The following is a 12,881-nucleotide window of genomic DNA, read 5'->3' on the forward strand; positions in this document are numbered from 1 at the left end:
CTAAAAGCTTAAGGAGGAATTAAGATTTTGCAAACTTAAGTTAGTGGTATTTATCTTCCTCATGATAGGGGCACTTTCACGGCCAATTGATAAGGCCATCTTAATCTACTTCCGAATTTGCACCGGCATTCTGATGTCTCAGGAACTCATTAATAGTCTGATCATTGGAAAATATCGCGAATATACTGATCCCCAATTTCATTTTTCCTACCAGTTTTTCGAATGGGTAAAACCATGGCCCTATCATGGTATGATCCTTCAATATTTGGTCACAATATTCGCTGGGTTTATGGTGGCCGCTGGAATTGGTTATCGCTTTTTTGCCATCGTACTTTTTCTTGGAAACACTTCATTCTTTTTAATGGAAATGTCGGAATACATTAACCATCACTATCTCTACTGTCTCTTGAGTTTTTGGATGATCTTTCTTCCTTTGAAAAATGACGGTAAATCAACTGCTCCGGCCTGGGCGCTCTATTTAATTCTTTTCCATATGGCACTCGCCTATTTCTTTGGAGGAATTGCAAAGCTAAATTCAGATTGGTTAAACGGAACACCGATGGATTTATTTTTGGCAGCAAGAGCAAATTATCCATTGGGATTTCTCTATTCTCAGAGCTGGGCACCGTTATTTTTTAGTTATGGCGGGGTCGCCTTTGATCTTTTAATCGTACCAATGATGATTTTTCCGAGAACGAGAAAAATTGGTCTCGCTGCTTCTGTTGTTTTCCATTTATCAAATGTCATGATGTTCGGACTTGCAACTTTTCCGTGGTTCTCGCTACTTCTCACAAGTATGTTCTTTGATCCCTCATGGCCTAGAAAAATTCCGTACCTCAATCAATTTATCGCACCTAAAAAAGATGAAGCGGTAAAACCAATTGGTCCTGTGTTGGCAGGACTTTTGGCAATCTATGCCCTCGTTCACGTTACTCTCCCCCTTCGTCATTTTGTGCTTTATCCAGAAAGTCCAAATTGGAGCGAAGAAGGACACATGTTCTCGTGGAGAATGATGCTTCGATCGAAATCCGGGAATGTGTATTTCACAGTAATGAGTGGGGATAAGAAATTAATTATTTCTCCCAAGGAATATCTTACTCAGAGGCAAATCAATGATCTCTTAGGTAATCCGGAGATGATTCTTCAATTCTCCCACTTTTTGCGCGATCGTTTTCAAATGGAATGGAAAATGCCGGTAGAAGTGTATGCCTCTTCAAGAGTGAGTTTAAACGGAAGACCGGCAGTTGAGATCATTAAACCGGGAACGAATTTGGCAAAGATTGAACGATCAGTGAAGGCCTATGACTGGATCATGCCTTTGAATCAAGAACTTCTAAGCTCAAGTGATGAAGGTCAGAAGCGATAAGTTCAGCGACCAACACTTGCTTAAAATAAAAAGGGCCCTCTTTCGAGGGCCCTAGTCATTCATAAACAGCGGAATGGGAATTTTTAAAGTTTATTAAACTTTGAAGCCTTTAAGCTTATCAGCAAGTGTAGAAGGCTGAGCAATTTCTGCTTTATAGCTAGATTTGTACTCGCCTGAAGCTACCGCTTTCATAGAAAGGGCGATCTTCTTAGCTTGCTTATCGATAGAGATAACGATTGCCTTAACTTTGTCACCTTTAGCAACTTTGTCAGACGGCTTCTCTACGCGCTCTTCAGAGATTTCAGAGATGTGAACTAGGCCTTCGATACCTGTCTCAAGTTCAACGAATACGCCGAACTCAGTGATACGAACAGCTTCACCTTCAACAGCTGAACCTACTGGCATACGCTCTTCGATACGCTTCCAAGGATCTTCCTCAAGTTGCTTAAGACCTAGACAGAATTTTTGGTTTTCTTTGTCTACAGTTACAACAGCAGCTTTAACTTTCTGGCCAACTTTGAACTCTTCAGAAGGGTTCACGTTTTTCTTAGTCCAAGAAAGGTCAGATACGTGAATTAGAGCATCTACTTCTTCGCCAAGGTCAAGGAATAGACCGAAATCTACGATTGCCTTAACTGTACCTTCAACAACTTTACCAACAGTATATTTGTTAGCTAGATCGTCCCAAGGATTTGGCATAAGTTGCTTAAGACCAAGAGAGATTCTCTTGTTCTCAACGTCTACTTCAAGAACAACAGCTTCAACTTTTTCACCTACGTTGTAAGTTTTGTTTGTAGCTTTTTTGTTCGTCCAGCTCATTTCTGAAACGTGGATTAGACCTTCGATACCGTCAGAAAGCTCAACGAAGATACCGTAGTCTTTAACAGATACGATTTCTCCAGATACTTTTGAACCTGGCATATACTTATCTTTAGCAGATTCCCAAGGGTTAGCTTGAACTTGCTTAAGACCTAGAGATACGCGCTCTTTAGAAGCGTCATACTTAAGGATTTTAACATCTACTTCATCACCAACGTTAAGAAGGTTAGAAGGATGCTTCACGCGGCCCCAAGACATATCTGTGATATGTAGTAGACCATCAACACCACCAAGATCGATGAACGCACCGTAATCAGTAATGTTCTTCACAATACCTTTCACGATCATGCCTTCTTGGATCTGAGTAAGTGTCTCATCTCTCATCTTACCGCGCTCTTCAGCTAGAATTGCACGACGAGAAAGAACGATGTTTCCACGTTTCTTGTTGAACTTAATAACTTTGAATTCCATTGTTTTACCAATGTACTTATCAAGGTTCTTAACAGGACGGATATCGATTTGCGAACCAGGAAGGAACGCTTTAACACCGATATCAACAGAAAGACCGCCCTTAACTTTTGCGATAACAGTACCTTCAACAGGCTCACCTTTTTCGCAAGCTTCTGAGATTTTATCCCAAGCTTTAAGGATTTCAGCTTTGTCTTTAGAGAGAACTAGGTTCCCCATTTGAGACTCAAGCTTCTCAAGATAAACTTGGATTTCATCTCCAACTTTAACTTTCATTGTACCGTCGTAGTTACGGAATTCGCGAGCAAGTACAAGACCTTCTTGCTTATATCCGATGTCGACAGTTACGAATTCGTCGTTCATAGCAACTACGCGGCCCATGAAAACTTCGCCTTCAGCAAAGTTTTTAGCGCCAGCAGAGTTGATCATCTCGCTGAATTCAGTTTTAGCTTTTTGTTCTGGAACGTCTCCCATTTCGAAGTCGAACCCTTTGATCCAAGCTGGGATTTCAAAGTTAGTTTTAGAGGCAGTTTTTGTGGTGGCCATAATTATAGCCCCCCTTTTTAGACATTAATTCTCCTACTGGAGAGCGGTAAATATAAGTGAGAGACCCCAAAAAAGCAAATAATTCGAATGACTTATCCCTCTTCCATCGCTCAGGCTAGCTGGCTGAGCCTAGTTTCAGGTAGTTATAGGGGTGAAATGATCAATTTTTACACAGCTCCTTGAAGCATGTGTTCCTTTTGATCAGTCAGAACCATCCAAGTTCCTAAAAATCTTATCTACTGGTTGGCACTCATTCTGCAGATGAGGGGCGCAGGAGATTTAAAATGAAGCATCTATTCGCCAGTATTCTAGTGCTAACATTTTCTATTTTTGCTCATGCTACTGATGAGGCCTGCATGAATAGAATTAGAGAGCTTATCAAAACAGATAGCGAAAAATACTTATTTGAAAATAGGCCTGAGGTACTAGGCGTATTTAATATTAATTGTTCTTCGAATGAATTTGGAGAAAGCATTGTTAATAACGGAGCTGTTATTTTCGTTCATGAAGCCGCTCATTTCGAAGACCTCGATCTTGATCTATCCGGAACCAGCTCTAAAGAAACTAATATTTATACTGTTAACAACGAACATATTGGCACGGTTAAGAATGTGACAGAATTGCCGATAGTCAGAGAAATCGTGACTCCTTATTTGCAGGCCAAGAGACCTTATCTTTTAAGTAATGAGGTTTTTATGCACTTGCATGGCATCTACTTGGCAGCAGATGATTCAATGGCGGCAGAATTTATTACAGGAATAGCTACAGAGCTCAATGCGTATACACATGGTTCTGTTATCCAGGCCAGAATGCAGGCACTTATTCCTCAGAAGCTCATCGTTCGCAATGGAGAACATGAATATCAATTAGAAAATCCTTTAAAAAACAAAATTACTCAACTGGATGGCATTCTTTACTTTATCTACAACATGAATCTCTATTTAAAAGTTATCAAAGCTGAGCGACCTGAAATCTGGAAAGAATTTGATATTGATCAAAATAGAGTTTTCTTAGATAAGTTGCTGTCCTCATCTTTGGGAGTTCTAAAAGATTTAGATCATTGCTCTCTCAGTAAATCGAAAGAAAATTCGAATCTAGAGTTCTATATCGAAGAACTTAAAAAAGAAGATTTGAGTGTTTTAAAAGAAATCTTAGGGGACGACAAAATAGCAGATCTAGTCTGCTCACACAAAGAGGATTTGAGTGTTTTAAAAGACATCTTAGGAGACAACAAAACAGCAGATCTAGTCTGCTCACACTAAGCCAGCTTCTTTTGCTTTTGGGTATATCTCAAACGTTGCGTATAAAGCTTTTCATAATGAGCGTAGAGTTCCTCGGCGTAGCGCTCGAAATGGTGCTGTTCCTGAAGCTCCAGTTCGACCCCGTTAAGTTCCTCTAAGTAGTTAGGATAATTGGTGAGAATCTTGATCATTTTGTCCCGAAGCTCCCTTCCGTCCTCAGGATGGTAGGTCTCTCCGAATTTCCCCTGCTTCACCAGATGGTGGCGGGTCGATGTCCGAGGCAGAAGGACCGGGGTCTGAGTTACCAGGGCATAGAGGTCCTGATCTGAGAAAAGTTCGTGCATCGGAAGACCCACGAAAATATCACAGTCCTGGAAGCTCGAAGATGCCAGAGGTCGGGTCTCAAAACTAATGTGCATTTCGAGATGGCGCTCAAGAATCATGCGCTTCAGACCATCATATATAGGATGGGTGTACCAGGAGATATCAGTTAAAAAAGTGAAGATCAGACGCTGCTTAAAATTCAGCTCACTCAGGTGATGGAGCAGTGGCGGAATCGCATCCACAAATAGTCTTAGATTTTTTAGATCATCCTCTGTGCGAGGAATGAAGGTCATGATCTTTTTCTTCTCATCTGCGTGAACAGAGCGAATGATCTTGGCCGGGAAATCAATCCCTGCTCCCGTCACATGAATCTTTCTTGGATTCACCGGAAGGTTCTCTGCCGCGAGTTCTCGAATATTGGGAGAGAAAGTAAAAATAGAATCCGTCCGGGAGATGAACCATCGATCGAAGATGCTGTTTTTCTTCCAGGGAATGTCTTCGTTAAAAGTAAATACCATTGGAATATGAGGCATGCCTTTTAAAATCATCCCTAGAGGCAGAAGTGAATCGTAGTTATACGAGTGAATGATATCCACTTGTTGCTTCTGAAGGATATGCTGAATCTGGAAATAAAAATTTAATTTCGGGCGCCAGCCATTCAAATCATTCTGAAAGTACAAACGAGGAATGTCTTCTTTCTCAGCTTCCCGATCTATCAAAGATTTTTCGTGACAAAGAATGAATGATGCCCCACCAATGTTACGAAAGTAGCTCGCGTCCGCGATACAACGGCGTTCAATTGTCCCCCACTCTTCAGAGAGACAAACATAAAGAATTGTAAGATCGGAGAGACGAACCTTTTCCCGCATTACTTATCCACAATATCGGCCGTGACCGAACCAATTTTAATTTTAGCCTGGGCCTTTAAAAGTGTGCGGTGCTGATCATCGCTGAACCAGAAATAGAGGTCACCACTCTTAAGTGTTTCACCGGTATATTTTGTAGTGGCGTGAACGCGAATGGCGTTCTTCTTGCCCTTTTCGGTTTCAAGTTTCTCTCGCCCTTCAACCACTGATTTTAAAACCAGTATTTTGGTCTTGTTGATGATTGGGATTTCATAAACGTCCCCATCTTTAAGCGGCAGCCCTTGATAGAAGTATAGAACTGAGAAAGGATCGATACTGAAGAATGGAATATATTTTTCCTGCTTCTTGTCCTTCACGTCTCCATTGGATTTTTTCTGATGATAAAACCAGAATGTTTTGAATTGTTCGCGATCGTGAAGTTGAAGATCGTCTACGTCTTGCTTTGTTTCTCTTTGAATCAGACTGTATTTCGTGGAAAGAAATTGATCAGTCGTCACATAAGTATCAACAGTATCATCCAATTCATAGATGTTGCTATAGAAGGGAGCTGACTTGAAGCGAGCATGAAAATGCCAGACTTCTTTGTTATTCATCATCTCCTTGCCCTTATTCAAGACCATGATTTTACCAACGGTCATACCAAGGTAATGAATATCAAGATACGTTTTCTCATTCACAAAATGATTTGGTTTATACAAATCCCAGACCTTCTTCGCCTTCTCATTTAGCGTGAGTAATTCAGGGGGATAGTCTTGAGGAAGAGATTTTACTTTTGCTTTTTCGACAACTGGTTTGGCCGGGGCCTTTTCAGCCACTACCTTGGGAGCTGGAGTTTTTGATGCGCTCTTTTTTACTTCAGGTGATTTGGTAACAGGTTTTGAAGTCGCAACAGGAGCTACCGGTTTAGTTTCAAACTTTTCTAGTAACTTTTCCTCGGCCTTCGTTGTTTCAACTTTTGGCTGAGCTTCTTCAGTTGGTTTATTAATGTCTTTTTCGAAGTCTTTTTGCTTCCAAGTGGCGCAGCCACTGATTAAAAGAATCGACAACAATGCAATTTTCAAATCATGTCCTTCGTAAACTACTAATAAGATTGTAGTTTACTGGACCGGAGAATCAAGACGGAGAACTTTGCTGAGTGATTTAAGAAGCTCCGCTTCCCCACTCATGAACTCAACTTTTACCTTGGTGAAAAGAATGCGGCTGTCCAACGATACGCGCTTCATCTTAACCATGTCTTTTTCAGAGCAAAGAATCACTGCCGATTGTTGTGAGGCCTTAATTAGAAGTTCGTTAACGTCTTCAGGAGTAAAGAAATAGTGGTCCGGGAAGCTCACCTTTTCAGTGATTTCAACCCCAAAGCTCTCTAAATAGCGATAGAAAGAATCCGGACCTGCAATTGCGGTAACGGCAATCGCTCTCAGACCTTTTAGCTCGTGTATTGAGAAGATGTATTTATCATGCACGTCAAACACACCCAGGGGCTGATAACGAGTCAGCGCCAATGGCGGCCTGTGGTGGAAATGCTCTGAAAGAGTGCCAATCAATTTATCCAATTTCTCTTTGGTCACCATGTCAGCACGGGAAATGATAATCGCGTCTGCGTCTTTTAAGGCGGAAAGACCTTCTCTGAGGTAACCCAGAGGTGCAACTTTATACAGATTCAGTGCCATGGTGGCATCGAATAAAACCAGATTGAATGAACGGAAGATTTGCAGATGTTGAAAGCCGTCGTCCAAAAGAACGACATCCGGATGAACTTCAGAGAAATATTTCATCAGGTTTTCAGCGCGCTTCTTACCAACGATGACTGCACCTTTCTTCATCTTGTTTGAAATCATGAGTGGTTCGTCACCATAGTCGAATGGATTTAGACGGAACTTCTGACCTGATTTTAGTAGACCAGATGAGTGCTCAAGTTGCCCTTTGTATCCACGAGTAAGAACAACCGGAGTTAGACCATTCTCGATTAACCAGTCGGCGAGCCACACAATCGTAGGTGTTTTGCCGGTACCGCCGAAAGAAATATTTCCAACTGAAATGACAGGAACTTTGAAAGTTGCCTTCTTGAATACGCCATACTCATAGAATGAGCGACGAACACGGTAGACCCACTCCCAAAGCATACTGAGAGGAGTAAAGGCAGTGCCTTTAATCAGCGATTTTAATCGCACACGGTTCTTTTGGAGTGACTCATTCATGGATGACCCCGGCCATATATTCAGGGACCGAGAAATTTTCTCCGGAAAGAAGATTCTTCGTCTCTTTAAGGGTGGCCTTTAGCTCATTATAGACCTTTTCGTTCATAGTCCAAGTTCTAATTACCCGGGCCAGACGTTGTGGGTCGATCTGATGCTGTACATACTCAGGAAACACCATTTTCCCGTGAATAATATTCGTAAGGGAAATAGGGCCCTGATAATTGATGAAATTATAAAAAATAAATTCGTTAAGAAGTGAGGCACGATAACAAACCACAGTTGGTAGTTCGAAGAGGCCTGTACTTAGAGTTACTGTTCCACTTGCGGCAAGTGAAAAATGACACTCGCGCATAGCACGGGTCAAATCTTCTGATTCGTACCACACATCCACGTCTTTTTTGAAGTAATCATAGATCGCAGGATTTAAGTGATTCACTTTCACTAAGTGCACTTCAACCGGGAAACTCTCTTTCAAGATTCTCACTGTTTTCATGAACTCTGGGAGAAGTTCGTGCACTTCAAAACGACGGCTCCCAGGCAGAAGAAGAAGTTTTACTTTCTTCTGAATGCTATCGAACGGTTTGGCCGGGATTGAATTCAATTGATCTTTATAAGTCAGCATGAGCGGATGAGGGATCGACTTCACCTGCTCTACACCTCGCGAATGAAACCATTCTTTTTCGAAGGGAAGAATGGTGAAAAGCGTGTGAACCGTTTCAGCTAGAACCTGGGCACGGTGTGCTTTCCAGGCCCATGCTTGGGGTGCAACGTAATAAAGGACCTTCACTCCACGCTTTTTAAGGCGCTTGGCGAGTCTCATGTTGAAGTCTTGAAAATCGATCAGAATCGCGGTCTTTGTTCCACGTCTCACCACTTCATTTTCAAGTTCTTTGAGAGCACGAAAATAGAAAGGAATTTTTCCGATGACTTCTGAGAAGCCCATGCTTGAGAAATCTCTCAAGTGATGAACAAGTTCCATTCCATGCTTTTTAAGATCATCGCCACCGACGCCATAGAACTGAACGTCCGGACAAAGCTTAGAAAGCTCCGGAAAAAAACTCATTGCATGTTCTTCACCGGATTTTTCACCGGCGATCAGAAGACAACTCTTAAGCAAGGTTTACCTGAACTTTAGAATTCGTTTCCATCGACTTAAGAGCGCTATCAACTAAATGAACGGCATTCATACCATCGTTAAGACCGATGATTGCTGGTTTATTTTGAAGAACTGACTCATAAAAGTGCTTATGCTCAAGAAGGAGGTGATCACGTTTTCCGTATCCCTCTTCTTTGACAAAAGTATCATCTGGAAATTTTGAATTAGTCGCATGGTGAATCTTATTTGTGAATAGATCCACAGTATAAGTTCCTGCGGCCGAAATCACTTCCAGCTCGCGAATTTCTTTGGTCGCATTTCTGCCAACAGAAACGTAAGCGTTACACTTATCTTGAAGTTCCACGTGAATATTAGCGTGGTCCCATTTTGAAGTTCTGATTTTGAAACCGTGAGCATCGATACTTACTGGTTTTTGTTTGAATAAGTGAAGAACCAGATCAAGGTCATGAATCGCAAGATCCTGAACCACATCAACATCAGTCGCTCTACCTTTAAAAGGTGCCACCCGATTGATTTTTACAGTGAAAGGAACTGGAGTGCTTTTGAAGATGTCACGTAGTTTGTCCCATGCTTCGTGAAATCTTTCCGAGTGACCGACTTGCAGAACTACGTTCTTGCCAGTCGCCACGGCCTTAAGCTTCTTCGCCTCATCATCATTAGAACAAACAGGCTTCTCACAGAAAACGTGCTTATTGTTTTCCAGAAGATATTTAACCAATTCAAAGTGAGTTGAAGTTGGTGTTACCACAAAGGCAGCATCAATATCATTAATCACTTCGCTGATATCATTTACGATTTTAACATTTGGGTGATTTGCTTTCGCCGCTTCCTGGCCAGCAGGAAATTTTTCAACGATGGCCACGAAGTCGGCCATATCTTTATGGGCCTCAACTTTCTGGCAGTGCCACTTACCTAAATGACCATATCCTAATACTGCGACTCTTACTTTTTTCATATGATTTACCTATTTCTTAGACGGAGTACGCCGCAGTTAAGCGACGTACTTGTAGGTCAAAATTCGATGAATTAATCGGCCATGAATGGCGCGATACCAATTTCTGATTTCTTGATGAATGCTGCGATTTCTTGAACGATTGCATTGTTCTTGAACTCATCCATTAGCTCAGGATGAGAAACGAAAGCTCTTGGCGAAAGAGCAGAAGCTTCCATCGTACGGTAGAAATCTACAACTTCAGAAACGATCTCTTTTGAGTTGCCCTGACGTTTAAGTCCGATGATGTTGATCCCTTTAAGCTTCACACGGTTACCCATTGCTGTACAAAAGTTAGGAACATCACGATCAATCCCTGCACCACCACCGATATAAGCTCCGCGACCAAGAGTCACGAATTGAGAAATACCAGTGTTACCACCGATGATCACACGGTCACCGATATTGACGTGACCAGCAAGGTTTACTGAGTTTGCGAAAGTCAGGTTATTACCAAGTGTACAGTCGTGAGCGATGTGACAGTAGGCCATGAAGAGTGAGTTAGAACCAATCACGGTCTTCTTATCTTGCTTCAAAGTACCACGGTGAATAGAAACATATTCACGGAAAGTATTGTTGTCTCCAATGATTGTTTCAGTTGGCTCACCTTTATAAGAGTTATCTTGAGGAGGAGCACCGATTGAACCGAATTGGAAAAACTTGTTACCTTTACCAATTGTCGTGTGACCATCAACCACAACGTTTGAGTGGAAGATACAATCGTCACCGATTGTAACGTTTGGGCCAATTACGCAGAAAGGACCGATTTGTACATTGTTACCGATCTTAGCTTCTGGATGAACAAAGGCCATTGGGTGGGCCGTGTAATTCTTTGACATATATATCTCTCTTATTTGTAAGTGATCTTCAGCGAGGCCATTACGCTACACTGGGACATTAATTCGCCATTATTATAAAGTTCGCATTCATACATTTGGATTGGCCCTCTGACCTTGTTCAAAGTGGCATGAATTTCCAGATCCATTACTGGAGTAATTGGTTTTCTGAATTTAGCGTTCTCTACTCCTAGAAGTTGAACATCTAATTTTGCTTCAGAGATTGGTTTTTCTAAACAATGAATAACAAGAAACGAAGCGGCCTGGGCCATCATCTCAACTTGCACAACACCTGGAAGAATTGGGAAACCTGGGAAATGTCCTTCTAGAACTTTTACCGAATTATCCACTCTGAATGTGCAGATACTTTTTCCGCCAATAATGTCCTGGGGCTTAAAAGGACCCGTTTTGTCTTTAAGACTTTCAGGAAGGATCACTTCTTTCACTGTATCAATGAATAGAAAAGGATCACGGTGAGGAAGAAAATTCATTACCTGTTGCTTGTCCATTAACATAAAACGTTTCCCTTTTATTTCTCTTTGAGTGACATCGTACGGAGATAGGCCACGCCTCTCATCCACTCTTTAAGATCTTTTGCCGGATGTCCGCCCAGTTTAGAACCAGGAGGCCAAATGGCACTTTCATTAACTTTTGCACCACCAGCGATCTGAGACCCCATACCAATATGAGAATCAGGACCAACTGCTGCTCTACCACCCATGACAACGTAGTCTTCAAGAACCACACTTCCTGCAAGTCCACACTGGCCGCAAATCACACAGCCTTTGCCGATTTTACAGTTGTGAGCAATCTGAACCAGGTTATCGATGCGAGTTCCAGCACCAATGATTGTTGGAGAGAAAGTTCCCATATCAACTGATGAATTAGAACCGATCTCAACATCATCATGGATAACAACGCCACCCATGTGCCAGATTTTTACGTGCTGACCTTGATGGAATGTATAACCAAAACCATCACTACCAATCACTGTCCCAGAATGAATGCGACAGTTACGACCAATTTTAGTGAAGGCATAGATTGTAACGTTCGAGTGAATCTTGGTGTTCTCACCAATTTCCGAGAATGAATGAATAACTGCACCCGGCTGGATCTCAACATTGGCACCGATCTTCACGTTTTCACCGATGAAAACATTCTGAGCGATGTGAGCCGTTGGGTGGATATCAGTTGTTCCCATCTGACGTCCGTCGACCTGTGTGTTCACACCCTTCATTTTTTGATCGAAGAAAGGTTTCGACAATAAAGTCAGGGCCATTGGAACCTGAGTTGAAGTCGCAATCCAAGGAAGCTTATTCAATTCTGCCTTCAATTCTGCGTTTACGAGATTGAAGAACTTCTCATCAACCACTGCTCCGACTTTTAAAGTCACTGCCTGATCGATGACCGGAACTAATTTTTGCAAGAACTTGGCGTTCTTAATGAAAATCATCCCGCCGCTTGTTAAAGCGTCTAAAGTACAAATGGCCAGAATCTCTTCTGGCCACTCGGAATTCTTAACTAACTTTATGCTTGGATCGAATTTAGATAAATCGTGGAGTTTCATTTACTACTCCCTAAAGGGATTATTTCCCTGGGTGTTTTTTGTCGTAAGCTTTGATTACGTCGTCAGTTAAATCTTTCTTTGCTTCAGCATAAACAATTGGAGCTGCTGAAAGTTCGAAAGTCATTGCTACATTGTTGGCCTTAGAAACTTCATCGATGATAGGACGTAGCTTATCAAGGATTGGTTTCTTCATATCTTGCTCCATCTTTTGGATTTCGCGCTGATATTCCATCGTTTTATTTTGAAGCTTCATCATCATTTCCTGCATTTCGCGCTCTTTGTTTGCACGAGCAGCTTCAGCAAGAACCATGCTTTGCTTTTTATAGTCTTCTTGTGCCTTCTTGATTTTATCCTCGTCTTTTTTCAACATACCTTTTTTGTCGTTGAAAGACTTCTCAAGGGCCTTCTGAACGTTTTTACCTTCTTTAATTGTCGTGATGATCTTTTGGATATCAACAAGACCAACAAGAACTTCAGCGAAAGAAGAGAAACTGAAAGTCAAAAGCATCAAGCCAAGTACTAATTTCATATGAACTCCTTAG

The 12,881-nt window shown here is 41.7% G+C and carries 12 protein-coding genes; 2 read left to right on the forward strand and 10 right to left on the reverse strand.

Annotated features, from left to right (window positions below):
• Nucleotides 1-43: 43 nt before the first annotated feature.
• Nucleotides 44-1,366, forward strand: a complete 1,323-nt coding sequence (locus tag SOO65_RS18400) for an HTTM domain-containing protein (protein WP_321393884.1) — start codon at nucleotides 44-46, stop codon at nucleotides 1,364-1,366.
• A gap of 93 nt (nucleotides 1,367-1,459) precedes the next feature.
• On the opposite strand, the gene SOO65_RS18405 is transcribed toward SOO65_RS18400, so the two are convergent.
• Nucleotides 1,460-3,199, reverse strand: a complete 1,740-nt coding sequence (locus tag SOO65_RS18405) for a 30S ribosomal protein S1 (protein WP_321393887.1) — start codon at nucleotides 3,197-3,199, stop codon at nucleotides 1,460-1,462.
• A gap of 284 nt (nucleotides 3,200-3,483) precedes the next feature.
• Here SOO65_RS18405 and SOO65_RS18410 point away from each other — a divergent pair, with 284 nt between their 5' ends.
• A complete protein-coding gene (locus tag SOO65_RS18410) occupies nucleotides 3,484-4,461 on the forward strand; it encodes a hypothetical protein (RefSeq protein WP_321393891.1) in 978 nt (325 codons plus the stop codon).
• Here SOO65_RS18410 and SOO65_RS18415 read toward each other — a convergent pair.
• The 9 genes from SOO65_RS18415 to SOO65_RS18455 all read right to left on the reverse strand — a co-directional run bounded on the left by SOO65_RS18415 (nucleotide 4,458) and on the right by SOO65_RS18455 (nucleotide 12,868).
• Nucleotides 4,458-5,633, reverse strand: coding sequence for a glycosyltransferase (locus tag SOO65_RS18415; protein WP_321393893.1), 1,176 nt, complete (start codon nucleotides 5,631-5,633; stop codon nucleotides 4,458-4,460). The genes SOO65_RS18410 and SOO65_RS18415 overlap by 4 nt on opposite strands.
• On the reverse strand, nucleotides 5,633-6,691 hold the full coding sequence (locus SOO65_RS18420) for a DUF3108 domain-containing protein (RefSeq protein ID WP_321393896.1): 1,059 nt from the start codon (nucleotides 6,689-6,691) through the stop codon (nucleotides 5,633-5,635). The genes SOO65_RS18415 and SOO65_RS18420 overlap by 1 nt, the downstream gene beginning before the upstream one ends.
• Before the next feature lie 36 nt (nucleotides 6,692-6,727).
• Nucleotides 6,728-7,828, reverse strand: a complete 1,101-nt coding sequence (lpxK, locus tag SOO65_RS18425) for a tetraacyldisaccharide 4'-kinase (protein WP_321393899.1) — start codon at nucleotides 7,826-7,828, stop codon at nucleotides 6,728-6,730.
• Entirely contained in the window at nucleotides 7,821-8,891 is a 1,071-nt protein-coding gene (lpxB, locus tag SOO65_RS18430) for a lipid-A-disaccharide synthase (RefSeq protein WP_407676973.1), read from the reverse strand. Before lpxB ends, lpxK begins: the two co-directional genes overlap by 8 nt.
• 46 nt (nucleotides 8,892-8,937) lie before the next feature.
• Nucleotides 8,938-9,900: a Gfo/Idh/MocA family protein gene (locus SOO65_RS18435; protein ID WP_321393904.1), complete on the reverse strand. Its 963-nt coding sequence runs from the start codon at nucleotides 9,898-9,900 to the stop codon at nucleotides 8,938-8,940.
• A gap of 71 nt (nucleotides 9,901-9,971) precedes the next feature.
• On the reverse strand, nucleotides 9,972-10,775 hold the full coding sequence (gene lpxA, locus SOO65_RS18440; RefSeq protein WP_321393907.1) for an acyl-ACP--UDP-N-acetylglucosamine O-acyltransferase: 804 nt from the start codon (nucleotides 10,773-10,775) through the stop codon (nucleotides 9,972-9,974).
• A gap of 11 nt (nucleotides 10,776-10,786) precedes the next feature.
• Nucleotides 10,787-11,281 carry a 3-hydroxyacyl-ACP dehydratase FabZ family protein gene (locus SOO65_RS18445; protein WP_321393911.1) on the reverse strand — a complete coding sequence of 165 codons (495 nt, stop codon included), beginning with the start codon at nucleotides 11,279-11,281 and terminating at the stop codon, nucleotides 10,787-10,789.
• Between the two features lie 20 nt (nucleotides 11,282-11,301).
• Nucleotides 11,302-12,339 (reverse strand): UDP-3-O-(3-hydroxymyristoyl)glucosamine N-acyltransferase, encoded by a 1,038-nt coding sequence (lpxD, locus tag SOO65_RS18450; protein WP_321393916.1) that lies wholly within the window; start codon nucleotides 12,337-12,339, stop codon nucleotides 11,302-11,304.
• A gap of 19 nt (nucleotides 12,340-12,358) precedes the next feature.
• Nucleotides 12,359-12,868 (reverse strand): OmpH/Skp family outer membrane protein, encoded by a 510-nt coding sequence (locus SOO65_RS18455; RefSeq protein WP_321393918.1) that lies wholly within the window; start codon nucleotides 12,866-12,868, stop codon nucleotides 12,359-12,361.
• Between the last annotated feature and the right edge of the window lie 13 nt (nucleotides 12,869-12,881).

Source organism: Peredibacter starrii (assembly GCF_034259205.1).
GTDB lineage: Bacteria > Bdellovibrionota > Bacteriovoracia > Bacteriovoracales > Bacteriovoracaceae > Peredibacter > Peredibacter starrii.